Annotated in this window: 20 protein-coding genes; 6 read left to right on the top strand and 14 right to left on the bottom strand. The window is 67.4% G+C overall.

The annotated features are described in order from the left end of the window. The first annotated feature begins 39 nt into the window (after positions 1 to 39). Complete coding sequence (locus tag HNO81_RS02160) at positions 40 to 1,503, top strand: zinc-dependent metalloprotease (protein ID WP_175316506.1); 1,464 nt, start codon at positions 40 to 42, stop codon at positions 1,501 to 1,503. Between the two features lie 119 nt (positions 1,504 to 1,622). Here the strand turns inward: HNO81_RS02160 and HNO81_RS02155 are convergent, their stop codons facing one another. Genes HNO81_RS02155 through nudC form a run of 3 tightly spaced genes read right to left on the bottom strand, consistent with a single transcriptional unit; the run spans position 1,623 to position 5,448 of the window. Continuing rightward, entirely contained in the window at positions 1,623 to 2,237 is a 615-nt protein-coding gene (locus HNO81_RS02155) for a M48 family metallopeptidase (RefSeq protein ID WP_175316505.1), read from the bottom strand. Continuing rightward, positions 2,234 to 4,369 carry an ATP-dependent DNA helicase UvrD2 gene (locus tag HNO81_RS02150; RefSeq protein WP_175316504.1) on the bottom strand — a complete coding sequence of 712 codons (2,136 nt, stop codon included), beginning with the start codon at positions 4,367 to 4,369 and terminating at the stop codon, positions 2,234 to 2,236. The genes HNO81_RS02155 and HNO81_RS02150 overlap by 4 nt, the downstream gene beginning before the upstream one ends. A gap of 56 nt (positions 4,370 to 4,425) precedes the next feature. After that, the gene (gene nudC / locus HNO81_RS02145; protein ID WP_175316503.1) at positions 4,426 to 5,448 is read right to left on the bottom strand and encodes an NAD(+) diphosphatase; all 1,023 of its coding nucleotides are present in this window, start codon (positions 5,446 to 5,448) and stop codon (positions 4,426 to 4,428) included. A gap of 142 nt (positions 5,449 to 5,590) precedes the next feature. On the opposite strand from nudC, the gene HNO81_RS02140 reads away from it, so the two are divergent. Beyond that, positions 5,591 to 6,751: a macrolide 2'-phosphotransferase gene (locus HNO81_RS02140; protein WP_175316502.1), complete on the top strand. Its 1,161-nt coding sequence runs from the start codon at positions 5,591 to 5,593 to the stop codon at positions 6,749 to 6,751. A gap of 74 nt (positions 6,752 to 6,825) precedes the next feature. Here HNO81_RS02140 and HNO81_RS02135 read toward each other — a convergent pair whose 3' ends face one another. The 3 genes from HNO81_RS02135 to HNO81_RS02125 all read right to left on the bottom strand — a co-directional run bounded on the left by HNO81_RS02135 (position 6,826) and on the right by HNO81_RS02125 (position 14,086). Next, a complete protein-coding gene (locus HNO81_RS02135; protein ID WP_175316501.1) occupies positions 6,826 to 10,344 on the bottom strand; it encodes a UvrD-helicase domain-containing protein in 3,519 nt (1,172 codons plus the stop codon). Then, a complete protein-coding gene (locus HNO81_RS02130) occupies positions 10,341 to 13,607 on the bottom strand; it encodes an ATP-dependent helicase (RefSeq protein WP_371818150.1) in 3,267 nt (1,088 codons plus the stop codon). The genes HNO81_RS02135 and HNO81_RS02130 overlap by 4 nt, the downstream gene beginning before the upstream one ends. A gap of 62 nt (positions 13,608 to 13,669) precedes the next feature. Continuing rightward, positions 13,670 to 14,086: an MGMT family protein gene (locus HNO81_RS02125; protein WP_175316499.1), complete on the bottom strand. Its 417-nt coding sequence runs from the start codon at positions 14,084 to 14,086 to the stop codon at positions 13,670 to 13,672. Positions 14,087 to 14,149: 63 nt separating this feature from the next. Here HNO81_RS02125 and HNO81_RS02120 point away from each other — a divergent pair, with 63 nt between their 5' ends. From HNO81_RS02120 to HNO81_RS02105, 4 genes are all read left to right on the top strand, one after another. After that, entirely contained in the window at positions 14,150 to 14,860 is a 711-nt protein-coding gene (locus HNO81_RS02120; RefSeq protein WP_175316498.1) for a 3'-5' exonuclease, read from the top strand. Between the two features lie 326 nt (positions 14,861 to 15,186). After that, positions 15,187 to 16,140 carry an ABC transporter substrate-binding protein gene (locus HNO81_RS02115; RefSeq protein ID WP_175316497.1) on the top strand — a complete coding sequence of 318 codons (954 nt, stop codon included), beginning with the start codon at positions 15,187 to 15,189 and terminating at the stop codon, positions 16,138 to 16,140. 12 nt (positions 16,141 to 16,152) lie between these two features. Continuing rightward, positions 16,153 to 16,917 (top strand): amino acid ABC transporter permease, encoded by a 765-nt coding sequence (locus HNO81_RS02110; protein WP_175316496.1) that lies wholly within the window; start codon positions 16,153 to 16,155, stop codon positions 16,915 to 16,917. Next, positions 16,914 to 17,651 (top strand): amino acid ABC transporter ATP-binding protein, encoded by a 738-nt coding sequence (locus HNO81_RS02105; protein WP_175316495.1) that lies wholly within the window; start codon positions 16,914 to 16,916, stop codon positions 17,649 to 17,651. Before HNO81_RS02110 ends, HNO81_RS02105 begins: the two co-directional genes overlap by 4 nt. Before the next feature lie 72 nt (positions 17,652 to 17,723). Here HNO81_RS02105 and hemL read toward each other — a convergent pair whose 3' ends face one another. From hemL to HNO81_RS02065, 8 genes are all read right to left on the bottom strand, one after another. Further along, positions 17,724 to 19,055 carry a glutamate-1-semialdehyde 2,1-aminomutase gene (gene hemL, locus HNO81_RS02100; protein WP_175316494.1) on the bottom strand — a complete coding sequence of 444 codons (1,332 nt, stop codon included), beginning with the start codon at positions 19,053 to 19,055 and terminating at the stop codon, positions 17,724 to 17,726. 51 nt (positions 19,056 to 19,106) lie between these two features. Next, complete coding sequence (locus HNO81_RS02095) at positions 19,107 to 20,180, bottom strand: LLM class flavin-dependent oxidoreductase (RefSeq protein WP_175316493.1); 1,074 nt, start codon at positions 20,178 to 20,180, stop codon at positions 19,107 to 19,109. Further along, the gene (gene hemB, locus HNO81_RS02090) at positions 20,177 to 21,160 is read right to left on the bottom strand and encodes a porphobilinogen synthase (RefSeq protein ID WP_175316492.1); all 984 of its coding nucleotides are present in this window, start codon (positions 21,158 to 21,160) and stop codon (positions 20,177 to 20,179) included. Before hemB ends, HNO81_RS02095 begins: the two co-directional genes overlap by 4 nt. A gap of 56 nt (positions 21,161 to 21,216) precedes the next feature. Next, positions 21,217 to 22,083 (bottom strand): uroporphyrinogen-III synthase, encoded by an 867-nt coding sequence (locus HNO81_RS02085; protein ID WP_175316491.1) that lies wholly within the window; start codon positions 22,081 to 22,083, stop codon positions 21,217 to 21,219. A gap of 7 nt (positions 22,084 to 22,090) precedes the next feature. Next, positions 22,091 to 23,089 (bottom strand): hydroxymethylbilane synthase, encoded by a 999-nt coding sequence (hemC, locus tag HNO81_RS02080; RefSeq protein ID WP_175316490.1) that lies wholly within the window; start codon positions 23,087 to 23,089, stop codon positions 22,091 to 22,093. Then, positions 23,086 to 24,327 carry a ferrochelatase gene (locus HNO81_RS02075; protein WP_175316489.1) on the bottom strand — a complete coding sequence of 414 codons (1,242 nt, stop codon included), beginning with the start codon at positions 24,325 to 24,327 and terminating at the stop codon, positions 23,086 to 23,088. Before HNO81_RS02075 ends, hemC begins: the two co-directional genes overlap by 4 nt. After that, positions 24,324 to 25,025 (bottom strand): hydrogen peroxide-dependent heme synthase, encoded by a 702-nt coding sequence (gene hemQ / locus HNO81_RS02070; RefSeq protein WP_175316488.1) that lies wholly within the window; start codon positions 25,023 to 25,025, stop codon positions 24,324 to 24,326. Before hemQ ends, HNO81_RS02075 begins: the two co-directional genes overlap by 4 nt. Before the next feature lie 111 nt (positions 25,026 to 25,136). Beyond that, entirely contained in the window at positions 25,137 to 26,036 is a 900-nt protein-coding gene (locus HNO81_RS02065) for a hypothetical protein (protein WP_175316487.1), read from the bottom strand. Positions 26,037 to 26,104 lie beyond the last annotated feature (68 nt).

Below are 26,104 nucleotides of genomic sequence, written 5' to 3'. Positions count from 1 at the left end.
GAAGGTTGATCAACAGTCACACCATCGATCGGCGGGACCATGACCTCCAACCCACTCAATCCGTCCAACGGCGACGACACCCCCAAGGATCCGTTGACCGAAATGCTGCAGAACCTGATGGGCGGCAAGGGGATGGAAAACTTCGACCCCGCCGAGCTCGCCAAGGCTGCCGGCCTGCCGGATGACCCCAACCTGCTGGCACAGATGTTCTCCCAGGTGCAGGCGATGATGAGCGCCCCGTCCGAAGGCCCCGTCAACTGGACGCTGGCCCACGACAACGCCCGGCGCGTAGCCGCCGGCAGCTCCGACCCGTCGGTCTCCGCGCAGCAGTCCCGGGAGGTGGACGAGGCCCTCCGCCTCGCCGAGCTGTGGCTTGACCCGGTCACCGACCTGCCCGCCACGGGCCTGATCGGCAAGGCATGGTCGCGCGCCGAGTGGGTGGAAGCCACCCTGGGCACTTGGAAGCGGCTGACCGAACCGGTGGCCAACAGCATCGCCAATGCGCTCTCCTCGGCCATGACGGAGCAGATGCCGGAGGAAATGAAGTCCATGATGGGCGGCGCCTCCTCCATGCTCCAGAACATGGGCGGCGCGATCTTCGGCATGCAGCTGGGCCAGGCCATCGGCGCCCTGTCCAAGGACGTGGTCAGCTCCACGGACATCGGTGTCCCGCTGGCTGACCTGGAAATGGCACTGCTGCCGGCAAACGTTGCGGCTTTCGGTGAGGGCCTGTCCCTGCCGGAGAACGACATCCGCTTGTTCCTGGCCGTCCGGGAAGCCGCCCATGCGCGGCTTTTCGTGCAGGTCCCCTGGCTGCGCGGACACCTGCTGGGCGCCATCGAGGCCTACGCCCGCGGCATCCACATCGACACTTCCCGCATCGAGGAACTGGCCCGCGACCTGGACCCGAGCAACCCGGAAGGCATCCAGGAAGCCTTGTCCCAGGGTGTCTTCATGCCCCAGCGGACGCCCGCGCAGGAGCAGGCCCTGGAGAAGCTTGAGACCGCACTGGCCCTGGTGGAGGGTTGGGTGGATGAACTGACCGCGGCGGCTACGGAGAAGGTGTTGCCGTCTGCCGGGGCGCTGCGGGAAACCGTGCGCCGGCGCCGGGCGACGGGTGGTCCGGCCGAGCACGCGTTCGCCTCCCTGGTGGGACTGGAGCTGCGGCCCCGCAGGCTTCGCGACGCCGCCACGCTGTGGGCCACCCTGAAGGAAGAGCGCGGAGTCGAGGGCCGGGACGCCATCTGGCACCACCCCGACCTGCTGCCCACCGCCGAAGACCTGGACGATCCGAAGGGCTTCAGCTCACGCCGCAAGCTCGCCGAGGCCAGTGACAGCGAAGTTGACGACGCACTCCAGAAACTGCTCAGTGGCGGGTTTGACGATAAGTCCGCCGAAGAGGGCGGCGCAGCGGACGCTGATGGTGCTGCCGGCGGCGCCGGGGATGCTGGCAAACCCGGTGAGAAGGACGACGACGGCGGCCACGGCCAGCCCAAAGGCTGACCTTTAGGATAGCCCGGCACAGGCACCGGAATACTAAGCACCCCGGCGGGCCAGGACGTTCTGGCCGGCCGGGGTGCTTCCTTGTCCAGTCTTTCGTTCGGTGTTGGCAGGGCCGGGAGCTAGTCGGCGTCCCCGCTGCCGGCTGCCGGGTCCTTGTCCAGACCACGGGACGTGGCAAACGAAACACCCTCCAGGAACGCTTTGGCCCGGCCGGTTTCGGGGTAGGCCTCCAGCAGCTTCCAGAACGCGGCGTTGTGCGAAGCCACCAGGAGGTGTGCCAGTTCATGCAGCAGGACATAGTCGATGACCCACTGGGGCATGGACCGCAGTTTGTCCGATAACCGGATGGTTCCCTCGGCCGGCGTGGCGGAACCCCACCGGGAGTTCTGGTTACTGACCCAGCGGACGGAGGTGGGCACAGACCGGCCGCCCAGATATTGGGCGGAAAGCTGGGCTGCATGGGTTGCAAGGGCATCATCGGTTGCCGGGCGGCGGCGGCCGGCTGCAGCCCGCCGCTCCCCCTGTTTGTGCAGCTTCGCCAGCATGCGGTGCACCCACTCCCGCTCCTGGGCAGCAGTGAAGCGGGCCGGGATGGCGACGACGGCCGTTCCGTCCTCCCAGAAGGCTGCAACGGTCCGCGTCCGCCTTGCAGAGCGCCGTATCTCGACCGGGGAACCGTCGGCTGTGGTCAGTGGGGTGCCTTGGCTCGTTGCGGGACCGGCGGCAGCAGTCACAGGACTGAACTCTCGGTCAGGACCCGGAGGACGTCCTCCCCGTACTTTTCCAGCTTGGACGGCCCGACTCCTGCCAGGCCGGCCAGCTCCTCCAGGGAGGCCGGCCTTGCCTCGGCGATGGCGGTAAGGGTGGCGTCGGTGAAGACGACGAACGCAGGGACGTCGGCTGACTGGGCCACCTCACGCCGCCAGTCCCGGAGGGCATCAAAGGTCTGTTCCTCGTAGATTGGCGGACATGCGTTGCAGCGGCCCACCTTGCGTTCGGCCCCGGTGGCGAGCATGGTGCCGCAGACCCTGCACACGGCTGGCGCAGCGGCTTTCCGGCGCGGGGCGGCTCCCTTTCCGCGTGCGCTTGAGCTTGCCACCGAGTCCGGCCGCAGGCCGTCCAGGAACCGCGACGGCTTCCGGTTGGCGCGGCCGCCGGGGGTCCTGGCGGTGCTCCAGGACAGAAAGAGGTCTTCCCGGGCCCGCGTGATGCCGACGTACAGGAGTCGGCGCTCTTCATCCACCGATTCGGGCGAATCCGCGAAGGAAATGGGCATGAGGCCCTCGCTGAGGCCCACCAGGAAGACCGCGTCCCATTCCAGGCCTTTGGCTGCGTGGAGGGAAGCCAGCGTTACGCCCTGGACGGTGGGCGCGTGCTGGGCCAGGGAACGTTCCTGGAGTTCGTTGACGAAATCGCCGAGCCCGAATTCCGGCCCGCGGTTCTGCACCAGTTCATCGGCCAGCGCCACCAGCGCGGCCAGGGACTCCCACCGCTCACGCAGGGCTCCCCCGCTGTGCGGGGCCGAGTCCGTATAGCCAAGGGACGAGACGATGTCCCGGACCAACTGGCCCAGCGGTTCGGGGGCATCCGTTTCCGCCACGGCCCTGGTGGCGGCACGCAGCTGGAGGATGGCGTCCCGGACCTCCTTGCGGGCGAAGAAACGTTCGCCGCCCCGCAGCTGGTAGCCGATTCCTGCCGCTGCCAGCGCCTGTTCGTAAGCCTCGGACTGGCCGTTGGTGCGGAAGAGGACGGCGACCTCGCTGGCCGGGGTCCCGGCGTCGAGCAGTATCCTGATCTTCTGCGCCACCGTGGCGGCCTCGGCTTCGTCGTCCGTGCATTCGGTGAACTGGGGTGCGGGGCCGGCAGGACGCTGCGCCACGAGCTGCAGGGGCGATGCCCAGGCTGCGTCCGCGGCGGGCCCACCACTGCGGCGTCCGGCCAGCAGGTCATTGGCCAGCTTCACCACCTGCGGGGTTGAACGGTAGTCACGGACAAGCTTGACCACGCTGGCCTGGGGGTAACGGGTTTTGAAGTCCAGCAGGTGCTTGGGCGATGCACCGGTGAAGGAATAGATGGTCTGGCTGGCGTCACCCACCACGCAGAGTTCGTCACGGCCACCGAGCCAAAGCTCCAGGAGCCGCTGCTGCAGCGGGGAAACGTCCTGGTATTCGTCCACCACGAAGTGCCGGTACTGTTCCCGGACCGTGGCGGCCACCTTCTCATCCTCCTGCAGGATACCCACGGTGATCAGCAGGACGTCTTCAAAGTCGATCACATTGCGGTCCGTCTTGACGTCCTCATAGGACTGGAAAACCCGGGCCACGGCCGTGAGGTCCAAACCGCCGGGCGCGCCCCTCCCCTGCGCATTTTCCAGGTAGTTGGCCGGTGTCAGCATTGACACCTTCGCCCATTCGATCTCGGAGGCAAGGTCCCGGATTGACGCCCGGTCCGTGCTCAGCCGGAGCCGCCGGGCGGCTTCTGCAAGCATCTGGGCCTTGTGGTCCAGCAGGTTGGGCAGTGTGCCGCCGACGGCCTGGGGCCAAAAGAACTGCAGCTGCCGCAGGGCTGCGGCGTGGAAGGTGCGGGCCTGCACGTTTCCTGCACCAAGGTCGCGCAGGCGGCTGCGCATCTCTGCCGCTGCACGGGCGGTGAAGGTGACGGCCAGCAGCCGCTGCGGGCTGTAGACCCCGGAGTGGACGCCATAGGCAATGCGGTGGGTGATGGCCCTGGTTTTTCCGGTTCCCGCGCCGGCCAGCACGCACAATGGGCCGTTCAGCGTACTGGCCACCTCACGCTGTTCCGCGTCCAGCCCCCCGAGAATCCGGTCCTCAAGGGAAGCTGCTCCGTCAAAATGTTCTGTAGTCACTTCTGCTGCTTTGTTTCTCGACTACCGCGTGCTGGAGTCTGGTGGATGGAAATAAATTACGCGCCGGCCAGGTCCTGGATCCGGCCCCCGTACCAGTGCTCAATCAACGAACGGGCAATGGAGAGCCTGCTGGAAATAGTGATCTCACCACTGAGCACAGCTTCCTGGAGCTCCTCGCGGCTGAACCAGCGGGCCCTGGTGACCTCCACGCCGTCGGGTGTTGCCTGGGCGTCCCCGGTGACGGCGGTAAATCCAAGCATAAGGGAGGCCGGAAACGGCCAGGACTGGGAGCCCAGGTACTGGCAGGCAGTAACCTGCACGCCAACTTCTTCCTGGATTTCCCGGACCACAGCTTCCTCCAGGGATTCCCCGGGCTCAACGAACCCGGCCAGGGTGGAGTAGTTGCGTGCGTCCACGGGGCCGCCGCCGCCCAGGAGCAGGCGGCCGTCGGGGCCAACGACGGTGACAATAATCGCTGGATCGGTCCGGGGATAGTGTTCAGAGTTGTCGGCCGGGCACCGGCGGACCCAGCCGCCGGCCTCAACGTTGGTAGGTGTGCCACAACGGGGGCAGTGGGTGTGGGCCGCGTGCCAGTTGGCTATGGCGCTGGCCTCGACAAACAAGGCCGTGGAGGTGGCGGTCAGGCCTCCTGCAACCTCCCGGAACCCGGCCCACCTGGCATCCGCGGGGATCCCGGCGGTGCCGGGTTCCGGGGGTTCAGGCAGGACGAACAGCAGCAGCTCCGTGCCGGCCGGAAGGTCCGCGTGAGGCAGGGCGGATCCCAGATACGCTACGAGTTGCGGTGCGGACCCTGCCTTTTCCAGCTCTGCCAGGAGCTCCCGGGCTCCCGTCAGGGCGAGGGTGGCGCCATTTACCAAACCTTGGCGCCCCGAGAGCACTGCAGCCAATGTGTCCGTCCGGGTCAACAGGTCATCGATCATCCCGGCTTTGATGCGCGCAGCTGATCCGCGGTCCACGAGCGCAGGCCTCACCGGGAGCAGGGTATCCACCAGATGGTTGGCCGGCAGCGGGACCGGCGTAGCCTGGTGGACGGGCAGGACGGACTCCGTTTGGCTCATGCTTCCACCGTACTGACTGCTACCGACATTTCACATTCCAGCCGGCCACACCGGTTACGGGGGTACCCCCTAATTCCAGCTATCTGGAGACTCGCCGCGGCCGGACCGCCGTCTGGGACGGCGCGCAATCTACCGTGGAACGGTGAGAAGAAAACCGATTGAACTGGCGGCGATTGCAACCGCGGCAGTCCCCGGACTGACCCCGACAGCTGTTAGCTCCGCACCGGATGACCCCGCGGACTTCGATTCGGCCCTGCTCCTCGATTCTGAAGGCAAACGCTGGCGGGTTCGGTCGCCGCGGCATGCCGAAGCCAGCGCGCGCCTGGAAACAGAGTTCCTGGTGCTGCGTGCCTTCGCTCCCGCTGTCCGTGCGGAACTGCCGTTCCTGATGCCCACCGTTGCCGGCAGTGTCCGGCTGGGCAGCCTCACCACTTTCGTCTACTCGCACCTGTCCGGGAGCACTCGCAGTGTCGAGGAACTGGCTTCGGAACCCGACGGCCTGGCCCGGGAGATTGGTTCCGCCCTGGCCGCGGTCCATGACTTGCCCCGCTCTTTGGTCAGCAACGCTGACCTGCCCAGCTACACCCCCAATGAATTCCGCCAACGGAGGCTGAACGAACTGGACCAGGCCGCCACCACGGGAAAAATCCCGGCGGCCCTGCTGCGCCGCTGGGAGCACGCCATGGAGGATGTGTCCCTGTGGCGTTTCAACCCTTGCGTGGTCCACGGCGACCTGCACGAAGACAACCTGCTGGTTGAGTCGGGCCGGGTGACAGCAGTCACCGGGTGGACGGACCTGCGCATCGGTGACCCTGCAGACGATTTTGCCTGGCTGGTGGCCTCCAATGAGCAGGACTTCATCGACGCCGTCCTGACGTCGTATACGTCCAGCCGCCGCGACGCACCCGACCAGCACTTGCTGCGCCGCGCCGCCCTGTCAGCCGAGTTTGCCCTGGCGCAGTACCTGGTCAAGGGCTTGGCGGCCGGCGACCAGGCCATGGTTGGCGAGGCAGAGGACATGCTGCAGAGCGTTGCCAGCGATATTGCCGAATTCGGCGGCCAGCCCATCAGCGTTGAACCGCTCCCGGCCAAGGAGGCAGCCGCCGCACCGGCAGCCGACGCCACCCCTGGCGTTCAGGCGCCCCCGGCAGTCCAGCCACAGCCTGCCGTCCATGTCGCCCCGATCCCGGTGGAGCCGGACGCAGCAGGCAGCAAGGCGCAAGAGGCGCAGGCCGGTGAAGCCAAGGCGGCAGAGGACACATCCACTGCTGCCATCTCGGTCATCAACGTCAACCGGCGCTGACCAGCTCCGGTTGTGGCCGGCTCCGGTTGTGGCCGCGGCGGCGGTACCGGAAGCGGCCCGGCAGTAGGCCGGCCTCAGCTCCGGGTCAGCGCAGCGGCAACGATTCCTTCCAGCTCGGCAGCCGTCCCAAGGTCGTGCGGCCGGACGACGGCGTTATCGGCAACATAGAAGAATGCGGCCCGTACATCCTGCAAGGGAACGTCCTTGAGCCGTGCCCAGGCCAGGCGGTAAACCGCCAGCTGGATCGAGCGGGTCTTCAACTGCCCTGCAGACGGCCGGCGGCCGGTCTTCCAGTCCACCAGGTCCCAGCGGCCGTCGGCATCCTGGAACACAGCGTCCACCCGACCACGCACCACCACCTCTCCAACCCTGGTTTCCACTGGAACCTCCACAAAGGCCGGTGACCTTTCAGCCCACGGGGAGGCCTTGAAGGTGGCCACCATCTCATCGAGGTCATAGGCGGCGTCGATGTGGTCGTCCGAACCCGGGGCTTCACCAAGGTCCAGCATGCCGGCCTTGCCGAAATACTCCTCGACCCAGGCGTGGAAAGCGGTGCCCTTCCGCGCGGACATGCCGGGTTCCCGCGGCACAGGGCGGCGCAGCCGGCCCACCACGGCCTGGGGGTCGTCCCCCAGGTCAACAAGAGTGGAGGCCGAGATATGCGAGGGAAGATGGACGTCCTGGCCACCTGACCTTCTTGCCCGGCGCTCCAGCAGCAGCGCAGCCTCGCGCGCCCAGCCCGCCGCTGTCCCCGTTAGGCCGGGCTTTTGGCCGCCCTGCGGTCCGGCGCTTCCCGGCCGCCCGGCCCCGGCATCCGGAAGCAGGCCGGTGCCCCCGGTGACGGTGCCCAACAGGCCAAGCACCTGCTGCGCCGCTGTTTCCATCGCGGCCCTGCGCCCATGCGCCAGGCGCAGGCGTTCACCCGTCCGTGGGTCCACGGGTCCTTCCAGGGGGTCGTAGGGCCAGCCGGCTTCTTCCGTTTCAAGTGTCAGCGGGCTTTGCTGGGGCAACGCCGGTTCCTCCAGCGATAACGGATGGACCACCGCGTTCGCGCGGATCCGGCCGTCCGCCGGCCGCGTCAATCCTTCCAGCTCGGCAAGGAAGGGGGACATCTCCGCGAGCCCGGCACGCGACCCCACCCACGCGGCGCTGGACACCCACAGGACGTGTTTGGCCCTGGTGTAGGCCACATAGGCCAACCGCCGCTCTTCTGATTCGCCATGGGCCTGCACTCCGGCCTTGAAGTCTTTCTCTGCGTCCAGCCAGCCTTTCTGGTCAGGCTGGTCGAGGTCCCATTGCGGCAGGTCTGCCCGGTCGCCGCGAAGCGGCCACGGCAGCGCCGCGGATCCGCTGCTCCAGCGGGAATCCCGGTCGCTGGGGAACGCGCCTGCATTCATGCCGGGAACAAAAACCACGTCCCATTCGAGGCCCTTGGACGCATGGACGGTCAAGAGCTGCACGGCTTCCCGGTTGACGTCGCTGGCGGGTGCTTCCAGCCCGTTCTCTTCCGCCGACGCCGCCTCCAGCCAGGACAGGAAGGCGAGGATGTCCACCCGTTGGGAGGTGCGCAGGAACCCTGCCGCCGCGTCCTGGAAGGCGTCGAGGTTGCGGCGGGCCTGGTGGATGCTGATGCCGGGCCGGGCGGCCACTTCAATGTCCAGCAGCATGGCCCTTTCGACCTCTCCCAGGAGCGTGGTGAGGTCGTCGCCGAGATAGCCGCGCAGTTGCCGCAGCTCTTCCGAGAGCCTGGCCAGCCTGACGCGCGCCCCGGTGCTGAGCGTGCGGCCGTTCGAGGAGGTCCAACCCTCCCGCGGCAGGTAGTCCACGGCTTCCACCAGGCTGGCCCCATCGGTCAGGTCGCCTTCAAGGACGGGGTCACCTGCTTCCTCGCTGTCGTTGTCCGGGGAGTCCTCGTCGTCGGACGCCTGCGCACCCTTCCCGCGGTTCCGGGCCAGCTGGTTGGACCAGTCGCGCAATGCCATGAGGTCGGCCGGCCCTATCCGCCACCGGGCACCTGCAATAAGGCGCATGAGGGCATCAGAGCGGCCGGGATCTGCAAGGACGCGCAGGGTGGCCACCAGGTCAACGATCTCCGGGGTGTCCAGGAGTCCGCCGAGGCCCACGATCTCGTAAGGAATACCCCGGGCCTCAAACTGCTTTCGGATGGGTTCCATCTGCGCGCGCCGGCGGCACAGGACGGCGAGCGCCGGAGGCTCCGGTGCCCCGTCCGGCTTCAGTTCGAAGTCTGTCACCCGGTATCTCAGGACATCGTCAGCCAGGGCAGCCGCTTCCTCCACGTCGCTGCCGAAACGCCCCAGCACCACCGTCCCGTCCACGGCGTGGGGACTCGGCTGCAGCGGCGGCACTTCGGCGGCGGCCGGCCTGCTTCCCGCAGGTCCCTGATGCGCTGCTGCGCGGCCCAGGGACTGCGACATGACATTGGCAGCCGCGAGGATGGACCGGCCGTTCCGCCACGCCGTGGTGAGGTAGGAGGTGGGGGCAGGCGCCCAGCCGGTTTCTTCCCCTGCTGCCGGGACCCGCATGGGAAACTCGCGAACGAAGTGGAACAACTGCCCCGCCGACGCGCCGCGGAAGCCATAGATCGACTGGTTGGGGTCGCCGACCGCCGTCACCGCGTGGCCGCCCCCGAAGAGCCGGGAAAAGAGCACCAGCTGGGCATATGACGTGTCCTGGAACTCGTCGAGCAGGACCACCTTGTACCGCTGGCGCTCCATCTGGGCCGCCAGCGGGACGTCCTGCGCCACCTTGGCGGCCAAGGCCACAAGGTCGCCGAAATCGAGCGCCCCCCGGGCCCGCTTCGCGGCGGCGTAGCGGCCCACCATATCGGCCACGCTCGCCCTGGTCCGCAGCATCCCGCCGAGATCCAACGCCGCCTTCGGCGTATTTTTCTTCTTGTCGGCCAAGTAGGGCAGGGATTCGAACTCCGAGAGCCGGGCCATCAGCCACGCTTCCACGTCCTCAGGCTCCTGGAGGTGTTCGGCACACTCCCCCGCCAGCTGGATCACGGCCTTCACCAAGGTGGATTTGGCGGCGCGGAAGTGCTGGTATTCGCCGTCGTAGGCCTCCACCACCTCGCTGGCCAGCTGCCAGGCCTGCGCCCCGCCCAGCAGGACCACGTCCCGTTCCACCCCGAGCCGCAGCCCGTAGTCGGAAACAATGCCGCTGGCGAACGAGTGGTAGGTGGACACTTTCGGTTCCAGGGCGTCACTGCCGGGCAGTCCTGCCGGGAAAAGCTCCTGGCCGCCGTCCGTTGCCGCAAGACGCTGCAACGCCAGCAATTTGGACCGGATCCTGCTGGCCAGTTCACCTGCAGCTTTGCGCGTGAAGGTCACCCCAAGGACTTCCTCCGGGGTGACCCACCCGTTGGCAACCAGCCAGACCACCCGGTCCGCCATGGTGGCGGTCTTTCCCGATCCGGCGCCGGCGATGACCAGCCGGGGCGCCAGGGGTGAGGCGATGATGGCGGATTGTTCGGGCGTGGGAGTGTTTTTCTCCCCGAGCAGCGCTGACAGTTCTTCGGGGCTGAAACGGACGGCCGGGCTGGCTTCACGCACGGGCAGTGCCCCGCTCATTCGGTCACCTGCCGTCCACGCACGCACAGCGGGCACACCTCCGGGAGCCGGCAACCGTGCCCGCCATGGCTGCCCTTGGCGGGATCGTGCCGGGCAAGGAATTCACTTCCTCCCATGACGGCGGCGGCCTCCTTCACCATGTCCATTGCCCAGTTCTCCTGTGGATCGAGCGGTTCCTGCTGTTGGATTGCCGGACTCTTGGTCCCTGTCCCAAGCTGCGCCAGTACGGCACCGCCGGACAGTCCCTGTCCGGCGGTGGAGCCGGCGTCGAATCCACCGGCAAGCACGGCTGCCTGGTACGCGCCAAGCTGTGGATGGCGGGACAGTTCGTCTTTGCCCGGCTGCCTCTTTCCGGTCTTCAGGTCCACCACCACCAGCCGCCCTTCCCCGTCGATTTCCAGCCGGTCCACCTGGCCCCGGAGCACCGCGTCCCGCGGCGCACCGTCATCCACCGACACCCCGCCGAGGGCGACCTCGAAATCCTGTTCCACACCCAGCAGGCTGCGGCCCCCGTCCCGCATGGACAGGACGTACTGTGCCAGTTTCCGCACCATGGCCTCGGCCCGCTGGAAGTCGAGGCGGCCTTCCCAATTGTCCTTCATTCCCAGCGCGGGCCACCGCCGCACCAGTTCAGCGACGTACTCGGAGCCGGACGCGTCAGGCATGTCCTGGGCGATAGCGTGCACCAGGGTGCCCAGGCTCCGGGCAAAATCGGTGGCAGCCTCCCCTCCCGCTGCCTGGACGAACCAGTCCAACGGCGATTTCTTCACGGTTTCCACTTTTGACGGCGAAACGGAGACCGTCCCGCCGGGCGGGACCACGGCCTCGGACGTGGTCAGCGGGGCAAGTCCCCACCAACTGCCGGGGTGGGCTCCGGCCACGGCCGGTTCCGCCGCTGCAAGATGCGCCAAAACCCTGGCGGCTTCGGCACCCTGCGGCGTCCCGGCGTCGAGCTGTGCATGCTGCCGAAGCTCTGCCACCAGGGCGCGCAGGGTCATTGGCCGTTCCACCTGCGTAAAGGCCCTGCCTCCGTCCTCCGGCCCCAGGGGCGCAACGAAGTCCAGGAACGATGATGGCTGATCGTCCTCGGACGAGACAGCCGTGCAGACCAGCAGTTCGCGGGCCCTGGACACAGCCGTGGAGAAGCTGCGGAGCTCGTCATACCGGATATCCCGCAGCCGGCTCAGGGGGTCACGCTGGAGGGCATACTCCGGACCATGTTCCACGGCATCGGCATAGAGCGTACTGCCCAGCAGTTCACCGCGAAGCCTGGTGTTGGGCCACACCCCCTCCTGCAGCCCCGCAACGATCACCACGGGCCACTCCCGGCCTGCTGCGCTGGCAGGGGTCATCAGCTCAACAGCGTCGTCGAGCTGGGCACGGGCGGCGAGGGTGTCCATGGGTAGCTCCTGGTTCAGGAGATACTCCAGGAACTGTTCCGGGCCGGCGCCGGGCATTTGGTCCACGTAACGCTCAGCGGTGTGGAAGAGCGCCATCATGGCGTCAAGGTCGCGGTCGGCCCGCGCCCCGTGGGGTCCGCCGGACAATGCTGCCGCCGTCCAGGAGGAGGACAGGCCCGTAGCGTCCCACAGCGCCCACAGCACGGACTCGGCGTTGGCACCTGGCAGGGCGGCAGCGTCCCGCCCCGCCCGGATCATGCGTGCGGTGCGGCGCGCGGCGCGTCCTTCAATCCCCAGCGAACCCAGCGCACCCGGCTCAAGCAGGGCCTGGACCAGCAGCGCATCACTGGCACGGCCACCGCCGCCAAGGAGTTCCTCGCGCCGCAGTGATTGACGGAGCCTGCGCAGTTCGATGGACGTTGCGCCTCCAATCCTGGAGGTGAGGAGCGATACCGCGGCTTCCGGTGTCAGGAGCCCGGGATCCAGCGCTATGGCGAATGCGTCCAGGAGCGGACGGACGGCAACCTCGTCGCGCACCGCGGACTCAGCCACAGGCACCCGCACCGGAATGCCCTGCCCGGACAGATACCGCTGCAGCTCGCTGACCTGGCCACCATTGCGGACGATCACTGCCATGTCGGCAAGGTCGCGGCTGTGGTTTATGTGCTGGTCCAGGATTCGCTGGGTCACGTACCGCAGCTCATGGACCGGGCTGGGGACCACGTGGGCTTCCACGCTGCCTGGTCCGCCCGCGTGGTCGGCCCGGCTGAGGCGCCGGGCCAGCTGGCCGCCCGCCCGCTGGGAAATCCGCCCGGCCACGTTCAGCCATGCCTCTGCCACGGCAGGGGCCAGGCCGTGGGAATGCCACAGTGGACGCTCCAGGACGCCGTCCTTGGCTGACAGCAACCTGGGCAGCTCAGCAACCAGGTCCGGCCGGGCACCGCGGAACCCCTGGACCACCGTGTCCGGGGACGACGTCACGTAGCAGTCCTGGCCGGATGCGATATCCGCGAGCAGTTCGAAGACGGCCGGGTTTGCTTCCTGGATATCGTCCACCAGGACAACCTCCAGCCGGGCACGCTCGGCGGCCAGGAATTCCGGCGCGTCCTGGAAGATCTGCCGGGCCGCTGTGATGATTCCGGCGGGATCAAAGGCCTCGGGCATCCGCAGGTCAAGGACATCCCGGTATTCGGCGTAGAGGCCTGCTGCGGCCTTCCAGTCCGGCCGGCCGCAGGAATCCGCCAACTCCGCAAGGTCATCCGCGGTACGGCCCGATTCGATGATGCGGTCAAAGAGTTGCCGGACTTCCTGGCGGAACCCCCTGGTTTCCAGGGCGCCGTCAAGATCGGACGGCCAGGGCAGCTCCAGCCCCGGAAGCCGGTGGCCCTCAAGGAGTTCCTTGATGATGAGGTCCTGTTCGGGGCCTGAGAGCAGCCGCGGAGGCCGGGACAGGGGTATGACGCCTTGGGCTTTTGCACGGCGGATCAGGTCGAAGGCGTACGAGGCCCACGTCCTGGCGGGAGTGGTACTGAGGCTCCTGTCCAGCCGTGCCGTGAAACGGTCCCGCAGGAAGTCGGCGGCAAGCCGGGTGGGGGCAAGGATCAGCACCCTTTCCGGGTCCACGCCGTCGCGAAGGACCCGCTGGACAGCAGCCTCGACAAGGACTGTGGTCTTGCCCGTGCCCGGAGCACCTGGAACCAGGACCGGGCCCGAGCCCTGGGCAACGTCAACCGCCGCCTGCTGGTCCGCTGTGAGCCGCAGTGAACCGGCATGCACCCGGCGCGGCGGCAGCAACCGCAGTCCGGCGGTGCCAGGCAGGGCGGCGCCGGCGGCCGGGCTTCCGGGAACGGGAGATTCCGGCACCTGGCCGGCTCCCCGCTCCTGCCGGTGCGGGTCCCAGGGTCCGGTCAAAGGAATTGTTACGGTCACGGATTCATTTCATCATCAGTCACCGACAACCTGTGGAGCCGACGCTCCAGTTCGTCGGCAACGGCGTCGATACGGTCAAAGTCGCTGTCCGTTGGCGCCCAGCGGGCGAGGCCCAGATCCACCCGCCACCGGCCCTCCCCCGTGCGGAGGTATGAGCTGTGGTCACCAACCAGCGGTGTGCCTTCCTCCAGGTAGAGCATCAGGGCTTCGGCTTCGTGCCCCGGAGGCGCATGGCCACTGGCTTTCAGGACGCGCCACCAGGGGACACCGCCACCATGATGGCTCATCACGGAACCGACCTGGCGCGGGCCGCCGGCACCCAGGAGCTCGGCGACGTCCCCGTACGCTACGGCTGTCCCCGGCGGCACCAGCCTTACGATGGCCAGCACTGCCTGGACGTACTCATTCCGCATTGATCAAATCTAGCCGGTGGGGCGTTCCACGGAATTGTCGGTGGGTCCCTTTAGCGTTGAAGCATGAGCTCCTGGAACACCCTCCCCCGCGCAGCGTTCGATCTGGAAACCACAGGCCGCAACTCACGGGCGGCGCGAATCGTCACCGCATCAATTACTGTGGTGGACAACCAGGGGCAGGTCATCAAGGAACACGAATGGCTCGCTGATCCGGGCGTCGAGATTCCGGTGGAGGCCAGTGACGTCCACGGCATCACCACCGAGCAGGCCCGGCGCGATGGCCGTCCTGCCCATGAGGTCACGCGCGAGGTCGCGGCCGTCCTGCAGGAGCTGTTCGATTCCGGCACCCCGGTCATCGCTTTCAACGCGAGCTACGATTTCACCGTCCTCGCTGCTGAATCGGCACGGTACGGCATCCCGCAGCTGAGCCGGTTCCCAGTGCTGGATCCCTACATCATGAACAAGCAGGTGGACCGCTACCGCAAGGGCAAGCGGACCCTCACCGCCCTCTGCGAGGAGTACGGCGTGGTCCTGGACAACGCGCACACCTCTGCGGCGGACGCCCTGGCAACCCTGCGGGTCCTGGATGCCATGGCGGGCAAGTTCCCCAAGCTGATGATGCCGGCCAGCCAACTGCACCAGTTGCAGGTGGACTGGGCGGTCAGCCAGGCCTCGGACTTCCAGGACTATCTTCGGAAAACCAAGCCGGCAGCGGTAATCGAGGGCGACTGGCCCGTACTGCCGCCGCAGGATGCCACGGCAGGCGGCTTCTAGGACGCCGCCGGGCACGGCTTATGCGAGGCATGTCACAGTCACGCCGCTTAACAAATGCCTGCACGCGGCAATTGCATTGTTCGCCGCAGCCCCATCACTGACCCACAACCGGGGTCCCGTCCAACAACATTCGGAATGATATTCGGCGTTCGTCCATATCACGCCCGCCTTATTCACCCCACCACGGCTAAACACCCAAGTGAGACAATAAAGTTTTGCGGTCACCCCTGCCCCGGACAGCTGGACCAGCGCCGGGCAGGTGCCAGGCGCCACTGCGTTGCCTTGCGGCCCGGTCGACTTATGCCTCATACGAAAGTGACAACCTGATGAAAATCAAAGCGATGAAGTGGCTCACTACCGCTCCCGTTGCACTGGCCCTCGCGGTTTCCCTGGCTGCCTGCGGTGGCGGGTCTTCCCAGCCCAGCGGCACCCCCACCGATGCCCTGGCAGGCAGCGACCAGCAGACGCTGGACAAGTACACCACCGCCAGCGTCACCCCGGTGGACAAGATCGATAAGTCCAAGCTCGGCCTTATCACCGAGGGCACCCTGCGTGTTGGAACCCTCTCGGACGCCCCGCCCAACATCTTCATCGACCCGTCAGGCAAGTTCACCGGCTACGACAACGAACTGCTGCGCGCCATTGGCGACAAGCTGGGCCTCAAGGTTGAATTCGCCTCCACCGACTTCTCCGCCCTGCTCTCCCAGGTGGCCAACAAACAGTTCGACGTCGGATCCTCCTCGATCTCCACCACCGACGCCCGGCGGAAGACCGTTGGCTTCACCAACGGTTACGATTTCGGCTACATGGCCGTGGTCACCAAGAACGGCTCCAAGGTCAATGGCTTCGCCGACCTCAAGGAAGGCCTGCGGATCGGCGTGGTCCAGGGCACTGTGCAGGACGACTACGTCACCAACACCCTCAAGATCGAGCCGGTCCGTTTCCCGGACTACAACACGGTGTACGGCAACGTGAAGAACGGCCAGATCGACGCCTGGGTGGCCCCGTCGCAGCAGGCAACCGGCCAGGTCAAGGACGGCGACAACACCAAGATCGCCGAGAAGGTTGTCAACACCCAGAACTTCACCGCCTACGCAGTGAACAAGGACAACCAGCCCCTGATCGATGCCCTGAACGCCGGCCTGGACGCAGTGATCGCTGATGGCACCTGGTCCAAGCTGACATCTGAATGGTACGAAGACCGCCCCACCGCAGCCGAACAGACCCCCCAGGGCTGGAAGCCCGGCAGCAAGGCCGTCCAGATCCCGGCTGCCAAGTAGCCAGGGCGTTCCATGGATATCCTCAAGCAACTCGCTGACACCTTTTTCAACTGGCAGTTGATGGGCGAAGTCATTCCCAAGATGTTCGCCGTTGGGCTGCCCAACACGATCATCCTGGCTGTCGTTTCCGGAATCATCGGAACGGCAATTGGGATGCTGCTCGCCCTGATGGGGATCTCCCGGAATGCCGCCGCGCGGTGGGTGGCCCGGGTTTACACCGACATCCTGCGCGGTCTGCCGCCGGTCCTGACCATCCTGGTCATCGGTTTTGGGTTTGGGCCGATCGTGCGTGAACTGACTGGTTCCACAAGCCCGTACCCCATGGCCATCGCGGCGTTGTCCCTGATGTCCGGCGCCTACATCGGAGAGATCTTCCGGTCCGGCATCCAAAGCGTCGACAAGGGACAGCTCGAAGCTTCCCGCGCCCTGGGTTTCGGCTACGGCCCATCCATGCGCCTGGTAGTGGTGCCGCAGGGTATCCGGCGGGTACTCCCCGCATTGGTGAACCAGTTCATCGCTCTGATCAAGGAATCGTCCCTGGTGTTCATGCTGGGCCTGCTGGCAAGCGAGCGTGAGATTTTCCAGATCGGCAAGGACCTTGCAGCCAACAGCGGGAACCTTTCCCCGTACGTGGCGGCTGCGATCTTCTACCTGGCGCTGACCATCCCGCTGACCCACTTCGTGAACTGGATCGACGCACGGCTTCGGACCGGCCGGCCCGAAAAGAAAGAACCGGACGACGCCGCAGCCGTCGTTGGAAAGGGAGCCCAGGCATGAGCGAGTTCGCGTCAGGATCACTGAGCGCCAGGAACATCCACCTTTCCTTCGGCAGCAACCACGTGCTGCGGGGCATTGACCTGCACGTTCCCCAGGGCACCACGGCGTCAGTCATTGGTCCGTCGGGTTCGGGCAAGTCCACCCTCCTGCGGGTCATGAACCGGCTGATCGAACCCGACCAGGGTGACATCCTGCTGGACGGCCGTTCAGTCCTCAAGGACAATCCGGATGAGCTCCGCCGCCGGATCGGCATGGTGTTCCAGCAGTTCAACCTGTTCCCCCACAAGACCGTGGTGGAAAACGTCTCGCTGGCCCTGCGGAAACTGCGCAAGCTTTCGAAGGAGGAAGCGCGCAGCGAAGCACTGGAGCAGCTGGACCTGGTGGGCCTTCGGCACAAGGCGGATTCCCGTCCGGCCAATCTCTCCGGTGGCCAGCAGCAGCGCGTGGCCATCGCCCGCGCGCTGGCCATGAAGCCGGAGGTGATGTTCTTCGACGAGGCCACGTCTGCCCTGGACCCGGAACTGGTCAAGGGTGTCCTGGCACTGATGGCGGACCTCGCCAAGGGCGGCATGACCATGGTGGTGGTGACGCATGAGATGGGCTTCTCCCGCAACGTCTCTGATGCCGTGACGTTCATGGACGCCGGCGTTGTGGTGGAATCCGGGCCGCCTGAGCAGCTTTTCACCGAGCCGAAGACGGACCGGCTCAAGGGCTTCCTCTCAGACGTCCTCTAACGCCTGGACAACAAAGAAATCCCCGGCTGCAGCCTGCAGCCGGGGATTTCTTCGTTAATGACCGTGCCGGTGCTAGCCCCGGGCAGCTGCGGCAGCCTTCGCTGCGGCGGGCAGGGCGTCGTAGATCCGGTTCATGGCCGCGTCGTCGTGGGCAGCGGAGAGGAACCATGCCTCGAAGACCGACGGCGGCAGGTAGACCCCTGACTCCAGCATGGAGTGGAAGAACGGCGCGTAGCGGAACGCCTCCTGGGCCTGGGCGTCGGCGTAGTTGTGGACCCCGTTGGCCGAGGTTCCGAAGGCCACGGAGAAAAGGTTCCCGGCGAACTGGATCGAGTGGTCCACCCCTGCCGCATCCAGTGCGCTGGAAACGGCAGAGGAGAGTTCCAGGGAGCGGACGTCGATGAAGGAGTAAACGTCACGGGTGGCGTGGGTCAGGGTGGCTACGCCGGCAGCCATGGCCACCGGGTTCCCTGACAAAGTGCCCGCCTGGTAGACCGGGCCGGTGGGCGCCAGGTAGTCCATGACGTCGGCACGGCCACCCAGGGCCGCCGTCGGCATTCCACCGCCGATGACCTTGCCAAAGGTCATCAGGTCAGGGGTCCACGGGTCCTCGGCGTCCGGCGCCCCGCCGGTGAGGCCCCAGTAGCCGGAGTAGCCGGTCCGGAAACCGGTCAGGACTTCGTCGACGATGAGGAGTGCGCCGTGCTCGCGGGTGATCTGCGAGAGCCCGAGGTTAAATCCTTCGGCGGGAGTGACCACGCCCATGTTGGCCGGCGCGGCTTCGGTGATCACGGCGGCGATGTTCTGGCCGTGGACAGCGAAGGCTTCCTTGACTGCGGTGAGGTCGTTGTAGGGCAGCACCAGGGTCTCGGCGGCGGTTGCTTCCGTGACGCCGGCGGAGCCGGGCAGGGCCAGGGTTGCCAGCCCGGAACCGGCGGCGGCCAGGAGGCCATCGAGGTGGCCGTGGTAGCAGCCGGCGAACTTGATGATGAGGTTGCGGCCGGTGAACCCACGGGCCAGCCGGACGGCGGTCATGGTGGCTTCGGTGCCGGTGGACACCATCCGGAGGCGTTCGACGGCGGGGACGCGCTCCTTCACGATTTCCGCGAGGTTTGCCTCGTCCGGGGTGGATGCGCCAAAGGAGAGGCCGCGGTCAACAGCCGAGTGGACCGCGTCCAGCACGGCCGGGTGGGCATGGCCCAGGAGGGCCGGACCCCAGGAGCAGACCAGGTCCACGTATTCCTTGCCGTCGGCATCTGTCAGGTACGGTCCCTTGGCGGAAACCATGAAGCGAGGTGTCCCGCCGACCGAGCCGAAGGCCCGCACGGGCGAATTCACGCCGCCGGGCATCAGCTGGCGGGCGCGGTCGAAGAGTGCCTCGTTGCGAGGATTGCTGGAAGTCATGGTTTCTATTCTCTCAGTTAGCCGGAATGCTCGGTGGGACGCACAGCCGGATCAGCCGGCAAGCAGCTCCGCCACACGGGGCGCTACCGCCGTGCCCATCAGCTCGATGGAACGCATCATGGCAGCGTGCGGCAGCGGGCCGTTGCTGTATTTCAGGTCAAAGCGGTCAATGCCCAGGTTCCGCTTCAGCCGGACGATTTTTTGGGCCACCGTTTCCGGTGATCCAACATAGAGGGCTCCTTCGGTGGAACAGAGCGCATCGAACTCTCCCCTCCCGGCGGGTCCCCATCCCCGTTCTGCGCCGAGCTTGTTCCGCAGCTGCAGCCAGTGCGGGAACAGTTCTTCGCGGGCCTGCTCATCCGTCTCTGCGATGTGGCCGGGTGAGTGCGTGGCCATCTGCTGCATGGGGTGTCCGTATTTGCCCATGGCCTCGCGGTAGAGGTCGGCCAGGGGCCGGAAGCCCCGTGGCTGGCCACCAATGATCGCGAAGATGATCGGGTACCCGTACTGGGCGCAGCGCAGCACTGATTCGGGGGTGCCGCCCACGCCGATCCAGGTGGGCAGCAAATGGTGCTCCAGGGACGGGTAGACGCTCAGCCCGTGCAGGGCAGGCCGGGTGCGGCCCTCCCAGTGCACGGGCTTTTGCGCCCGCACCTTGTCGAAAAGTTCCAGCTTCTCCTCAAACAGGACCTCGTAGTCCGCCAGGTCCAGCCCGAACAACGGGAAGGACTCGATGAAGGATCCTCGGCCCAACATTACTTCAGCACGGCCGTTGGAGATGGCGTCCACGGTGGCGAAGCGCTGGAACACCCTGATGGGGTCGTCGGAGCTGAGGACCGTCACGGCGGAACCCAGGCGGATGCGGGACGTCCGCGCGGCAGCGGCAGCCAGGAAGACTTCCGGGGCTGAGACCGCGTAGTCCTTGCGGTGGTGCTCCCCTACGCCGAAGGCATGGAGGCCGACGGCGTCCGCAAGTTCCGCCTGCTCCAGCAGCTGTCGCAGGACCTGGGCATGGGGTTGCGGGCTGCCGTCCGGGTCCACGCCGACGTCGCCGAAGGTGTTCAGGCCAAGGAGGATGCGGTCCTCCCCCACGGGGGCGGTGGGCGGTGCGGAAGGACCGGTCACCGGGTTTCCTTCAGCCAGCTGGCCAGTTCGGCCGCCCAGTAGGTCAGGACCGTGTGGGCGCCGGCCCGCCGGATGCCCAGGACGGACTCGGTGATGGCGGCACGGCGGTCGATCCACCCGTTGGCGGCGGCCGCCTCGATCATCGCGTACTCGCCGGAGATCTGGTAGGCGGACACGGGGACCGGGCTCATGGCGGCAACGTCGGCCACGATGTCCAGGTAGCTCATGGCGGGTTTGACCATGATGATGTCCGCGCCTTCGGCCAGGTCCAGTTCCACCTCGCGCAGCGCTTCAGTGCGGTTTCCGGCATCCATTTGGTACGTACGCCGGTCACCCTTGAGCTGGGAGTCCACCGCTTCGCGGAAGGGGCCGTAGAACGCGGAGGCGTATTTCGCGGCGTAGGCGATGACAGAGGTGTTGACGTGGCCGGCCTCGTCCAGGGCTTCGCGGATGGCGGCAATCTGGCCGTCCATCATGCCGGAGGGGCCCAGCATGTGGGCGCCGGCCTCCGCCTGCGCCACGGCCATCCTGGCGTAGATCTCCACGGTACGGTCGTTGTCCACGTATCCGTCGGCGTCGAGCACTCCGCAGTGCCCATGGTCGGTGAATTCGTCCAGGCAGACATCGCTCATGATCACCAGGTCATCACCCACTTCCGCGCGGACGTCCCGGATGGCTTTGTTCAGCACGCCGTCCGGATCCAGGCCCGCCGATCCTTCCGGGTCGCGGGTCTCCGGGATGCCGAACAGCATGATTCCGCCCAAGCCAAGGTCGACGGCCTCGGCGGCGGCCCGCTTCAGGGTGTCAGTGGTGTGCTGGACCACCCCCGGCATGGACGTGATGGGGTTGGGCTCGGAAAGCCCCTCCCGGATAAAGGCCGGAAGGATGAGTTCAGCCGGCGAGAGGCGTGTTTCGGCGGTCATCCGGCGCATGGCGGGGGTGGTGCGCAGGCGGCGGGGGCGTTGGGTGGGGAAAGTCATGGGTCCTGTCCTTCGCGTTGTCGGAAAGCTTGGTGGAGGGGAAAGCGGCGCCCCGGTCAGGGCGGGTTGAGGGCTTTGGCGACGGCGGCCACCAGCCCTTCCGGGGTGGGCTCTGCGGCCACCGCCGCGACCCCAAGGCCCAGGGCGGTGGCCTGGTCTGCCGTCGAACGGCCAATTGCCACCAGGCGGCAGCCGGCCAGGGGGCCGAGCGCCGCGATCCGCCGCACTGCACTCGGGGAGGCGGCGATGACGGCGCCAATGCGCCCTTCGGCGATGTCCGTCGCGGCCGTGGCCGGGGTCAGCAGGGTGTACGACGGCGGCCGTGACCCGCCGTCGCCGTCTTCCGCCTGGACGGCGAGGCGGCGCTCTGCTGCCGCCGGGTAGTCGACGGTGCGGTAGGCGGTCACCACGGTCACGTCGCGGCCGGCCGCCTCCAGCCCGGCCGCCAGCGTGCGGGCCGCGATATCCGCCTGGGGCAGCAGGATCCGGCCTGTCCCGGACCAGACGGCGAGCAGCCCGGCGGCCGACTGCTCACCGGGCGGGGTCAGTGCCACGGGCACCCCGGCAGCCTCCAGCAGCCTGCGCGTGGCGGGACCGACGGCGGCAATCCCTGTCCCCGAAGGAATGAGTTCAGCCAGGCCCAGTCCGCGCTCGGCCGCTTTTTCCATCAGGACATGCACAGTGGTGGCGCTGCTGACCACCAGCCAGTCGAAGGCGCCTGCTGCGAGGGCGTCGCAGGCGACGTCCAGCGCGTGCTGGTCAGGCGCACGTTCAAAGTCGATGAGGGGCAGCAGTACAGGCTCCGCGCCGGCTGCTTTCAAGGCTTTCAACAAGGCGCCGGACCGTTCCGGGCTGCGCGTGACCAGCACGCGGACCCCGCCGAGCGGCGTGCCGGATCCGGAACTGCTGGAAGGCTGCGTCATTGCCAGGTCAGGAAGCCTGCAGGTCTGCGATGTCCGCGGCTCCGGCGGCCAGGAGCACTTCCGCCAGTTCAATGCCCAGCAGGGTTGCCCCGACTTCGGTGAGCCCGTCCGTGGCGCGCTTGTCCCGCACCGTGGCGGTGCCGTCCACGGCGCACACCACCGCCTCAAGGTGGAGCAGGCTGCCCTTCCGGAAGGCGTAGGCTCCCACCGGGGCCGCGCAGCCTGCTTCGAGCCGGGCAAGCAGGGCCCGTTCGGCCGTGACGGCCAGGCGTGTGTCCGGGTCGTCCAGCGCGGCCAGGGCCTGGGCCAGGACTTCCTTGGAGCCGCCGGCCGAACCGGGCCTCGCCGGAGCGTCCGCTGTCCGGCACTCGATGGCCAGCGATCCCTGTCCGGCTGCCGGCAGCATCACGTCGGTTTCAAGATATTCGGTGACAGCGTCCAGGCGGCCGATCCGCTCCAGCCCCGCGGCCGCAAGCACCACGGCGTCGAGGTCGCAGGACTTTCCGGGCACCACCTGGTCCGTGGAATTTCCCGGAAGCCCCGGGACGCGGCCCAAGCGGGTGTCCACGTTGCCGCGGATGTCCACAATCTCCAGGTCGGCGCGGGCAGCACGCAACTGGGCTGCCCGCCGGGGCGAACCGGTGCCGATGCGGGCACCGGCCGGCAGGTCTGCCAGTTTCAGTCCATCGCGCGCGCACAGGACATCACGGACGTCCACGCGCCGGGGGGTGGCGGCGAGGCTGAGCCCCACCGCGGCCCCGGTGGGCAGGTCCTTGAGCGAGTGCACGGCAACGTCGCACTCATCGCGCAACAGTGCGTCGCGCAGGGCAGCGACAAAGACGCCGGTGCCACCCATCTGCGACAACGAGCCCGTCAGGACGTCGCCGTCGGTGCGGACGTGCACCAGTTCCACCGGGAACCCGCCCACGGCCGCCAGCTGGTCCGCAGTCTGCTGGGTCTGGGTCAGCGCCAGCTTGCTGGCACGCGTTCCGATGCGGACTGTCACGGCTGGACCGTTTCGCGGGCACCGCCGGCCGGGTAGGGGTCGTGTCCGGTGCCCACGGTGGTATCGGCGGCTGCAATGGTGGGCTTTTCGCCGCGGAAGTTGGCGCAGCATCCCGGACGGCAGACGTCGTACCAGGGACCAAGACCCGTCAGTGCCGGGCGGTCGCTGATGTTGTTGGCTTCCGTCCGTTCGCAGATCAGGTCCACGAGTCCGTTGACGAATTTGCGGTGCGTACCCGGCGTGGGAACGCGGGTGGCAGCCAGGCCCAGGTTGGCGCAGGTTTCCATGGCTTCGGTGTCCAGGTCCCAGACAACTTCCATGTGGTCGCTGACGAAACCGAGGGGAACGATAACGATGCCCTTGACGCCCTGGCCTGCGAGTTCCTCGATGGCGTCGTTGATGTCCGGTTCCAGCCACGGCACATGGGGAGCGCCGGAACGGGACTGGTACACCAGGGACCACGGTGCGGTCTGGCCGGATTCCTGCTCCACCCTGTCCATGACGGCGGCGGCGTTGGCGAGGTGCTGGGCCACGTACGCGGACCCTTCCTCGAATTCCCGCGGCTCGCCCGCTGACCGGCCCGCGGCCTCGGCGTCCCGGGTGGGGATGGAGTGCGTGGCGAACAGGACGTGGACGGGGGCTTCCGGGGTGCCGGCTTCGGCAAGCTGGGTACGGACCTCCGCCAGGCCGGCTGCGGTGCCTTCCACGAAGGGCAGCACGAAACCGGGGTGGTCGAAGTACTGGCGGACCTTATCCACTTCGAGTTTGCCGTCCAGGCCGGTCTCGGTCAGAGCCATACCGATGTCCTCGCGGTACTGGCGGCAGCTGGAGTAGCAGGAGTAGGCACTCGTGGTGAGCATCAGCACCCGGCGGTGCCCGGCGTCGTAGGCTTCCTGCAGGGTTTCCGGGATGTACGGCGCCCAGTTTCGGTTGCCCCACAGCACGGGCAGTTCGATGCCGCGGGCCGCCAGCTCGGCTTCCAGCGCAGCCTTCAGCTCGCGGTTCTGCTGGTTGATGGGGCTGATGCCGCCGTTGGCGCGGTAGTGGTGGGAAACTTCCTCGAGGCGCTCATCGGGGATGCCGCGGCCACGGGTGACGTTGCGGAGGAAGGGAATGACGTCGTCCTGGCCTTCCGGCCCGCCGAAGGAGGCGAGCAGGACGGCGTCGTAATTCTTCGGAGCCATGCGCCCCGCTTCGGTGACCGGGTTGACGGCGGCGGCCTGCTGTTCGGGGCTCATGCCAGCACCTCGGCAACTTCGTCGGCGGAAATGCGGCGGCCGGTGTAGAAGGGGACTTCCTCCCGGACGTGGTTGCGTGCCTCCGTGTTCCGCAGGTGTCGCATCAGGTCCACCAAGTCAACGAGTTCGGGGGCCTCCAGCCCGAGGATCCACTCCCAGTCACCCAGCGCGAAGGAGGACACGGTGTTGGAGATGACCTGCGGGAACTCACGGCCCAGGAGTCCGTGTTCGCGGAGCATGGCGCCGCGTTCCTCCTCAGGCAGGATGTACCACTCGTAGGACCGGACGAAGGGGTAGACGCAGAGCCACTCCGCGGGAGCAACGCCACGGGAGTAGGCGGGCGTGTGGTTCTTGGCGAACTCTGCCTCGCGGTGGACGCCCATGGCAGACCACACAATCTCAGTGCCGGCAAAAAGGGAGCTGCGGCGGATGTCGCGGATGGCCTGCTGCAGCGCCTCCGGCTTGGAGCCGTGGAGCCACACCATGACGTCGGCATCGGCGCGCATGGCCGAGACGTCGTAGCTGCCGCGGTGGGTGACGCCGGCAGCGGCGAGCCGCTCCAGCAGCGCTTCGAAGTCGGCTGCGGCGTCCGCGCTGCGGACCACTGACCCCGACCGCTTGAATACCGTCCAGAGGGTAAAGAACTGCTCGGCTGATTCTTCGGTTTTAGTGACAGATTCGGCAGAAGTGTGGCTCATGGTTACAAGTTTGCCCCTTCCCGCGCCCAAGACGAAACCGAAGAGTTCTACAACTCGTAGAAGTGATGAAAGTCACCTTTTTCGGTGCGCAAGCCCATCGCCAGGGTTCCACTACGGACGGCGCAGGCGCAGGAATACCAGTCCGGCTGCGGCCCCCACGCCCACGAGGCCTGCGCCCAGCCACACCATGGCATCGGGCACCTCCGGGAGTGGCTCGGTGGAGGAAACCGCCCGGCCCGGGCCTGCCGGGACGCCCGCGGCTTGCGGGGCGCGGGTGGGCTGGGACTGGCGCGCATTGATGGACAGCGACGTCGGCAGCACGGGGGCCGGCGTGGAATCAGTACCGGTAACGCCACCGGACACGGCGGCGTCCTGCGCCGGGGCGACCCCTGCCGGCGCGCCGCCGGATCCCGGCACAGCCTGCTGGGCTCCAGGTGCCGGAACAGACCCGCCCGGCGCCGGTACGGATGGCATTCCACCGGCCGGCGGAAGAACTGCCTGAGCGGGCGACGGGCTGCCGGGCACCGCGGCAGTCCCGGTGGTGGGACCTGCGGATGGCGTTGGACCTGCACCGGGGCCGGACGGCGCGGGAGACGCCGCAGGAGTCGCCGGAGCGTCAGCGTGCGCGGAGCCGGACGGCGCGTCGGGAGGCGTGGTCCGCTGGCGGGGCGCAAAGGGAGTTCCGGAGGCTGTGGGAGCACTCGACGGGGTGGACGCCGTGCCCGCGGACAGTGAAGCGGAGATGGTGGGGATCAGGGAAGGCAATGGAAGAAGCGATGAGGGCGTGTGCTGCGCCGGGGCGGTCGGTGCGCCGGTGCCCTGTCCTCCACGCCGGGCCGCGTCCTGCGTGGACGAATACTGCGGAGGGGGAACCGCGTCGTCTGCCAGGGACGCCTGGACGCCGGTGGAAAGGACCAGTACCGCTCCGACGGCCGCTGCTGCGGTACCGCGCCGGACTCCCCCATGGATACCGGTCCGGGACACTGAATTCTCGGACCTGAGTTGAACCATAGTCATCGACACTAACCAGAACGTCGGGCCGATTGAAAACCGGAAAAGCCCCCGTGGCGGGCGTTCCA

It is taken from the genome of Pseudarthrobacter sp. C4D7 (assembly GCF_013359725.1).
GTDB lineage: Bacteria > Actinomycetota > Actinomycetes > Actinomycetales > Micrococcaceae > Arthrobacter.
This window is presented reverse-complemented; position numbering and strand designations above follow the sequence as displayed.

What these genes read in the sequence shown, in the direction of transcription:
- HNO81_RS02105 (WP_175316495.1), top strand. Translation starts at nt 16,914, where the DNA reads ATGAGCGAGTTCGCGTCAGGATCACTGAGCGCCAGGAACATCCACCTT.
- HNO81_RS02085 (WP_175316491.1), bottom strand. Translation starts at nt 22,083, where the DNA reads ATGACGCAGCCTTCCAGCAGTTCCGGATCCGGCACGCCGCTCGGCGGG.
- HNO81_RS02065 (WP_175316487.1), bottom strand. Translation starts at nt 26,036, where the DNA reads ATGGTTCAACTCAGGTCCGAGAATTCAGTGTCCCGGACCGGTATCCAT.
- HNO81_RS02120 (WP_175316498.1), top strand. Translation starts at nt 14,150, where the DNA reads ATGAGCTCCTGGAACACCCTCCCCCGCGCAGCGTTCGATCTGGAAACC.
- HNO81_RS02125 (WP_175316499.1), bottom strand. Translation starts at nt 14,086, where the DNA reads ATGCGGAATGAGTACGTCCAGGCAGTGCTGGCCATCGTAAGGCTGGTG.
- hemB (WP_175316492.1), bottom strand. Translation starts at nt 21,160, where the DNA reads ATGACTTTCCCCACCCAACGCCCCCGCCGCCTGCGCACCACCCCCGCC.
- HNO81_RS02135 (WP_175316501.1), bottom strand. Translation starts at nt 10,344, where the DNA reads ATGAGCGGGGCACTGCCCGTGCGTGAAGCCAGCCCGGCCGTCCGTTTC.
- hemL (WP_175316494.1), bottom strand. Translation starts at nt 19,055, where the DNA reads ATGACTTCCAGCAATCCTCGCAACGAGGCACTCTTCGACCGCGCCCGC.
- HNO81_RS02075 (WP_175316489.1), bottom strand. Translation starts at nt 24,327, where the DNA reads ATGAGCCCCGAACAGCAGGCCGCCGCCGTCAACCCGGTCACCGAAGCG.
- hemQ (WP_175316488.1), bottom strand. Translation starts at nt 25,025, where the DNA reads ATGAGCCACACTTCTGCCGAATCTGTCACTAAAACCGAAGAATCAGCC.
- HNO81_RS02110 (WP_175316496.1), top strand. Translation starts at nt 16,153, where the DNA reads ATGGATATCCTCAAGCAACTCGCTGACACCTTTTTCAACTGGCAGTTG.
- nudC (WP_175316503.1), bottom strand. Translation starts at nt 5,448, where the DNA reads ATGAGCCAAACGGAGTCCGTCCTGCCCGTCCACCAGGCTACGCCGGTC.
- HNO81_RS02160 (WP_175316506.1), top strand. Translation starts at nt 40, where the DNA reads ATGACCTCCAACCCACTCAATCCGTCCAACGGCGACGACACCCCCAAG.
- HNO81_RS02115 (WP_175316497.1), top strand. Translation starts at nt 15,187, where the DNA reads ATGAAAATCAAAGCGATGAAGTGGCTCACTACCGCTCCCGTTGCACTG.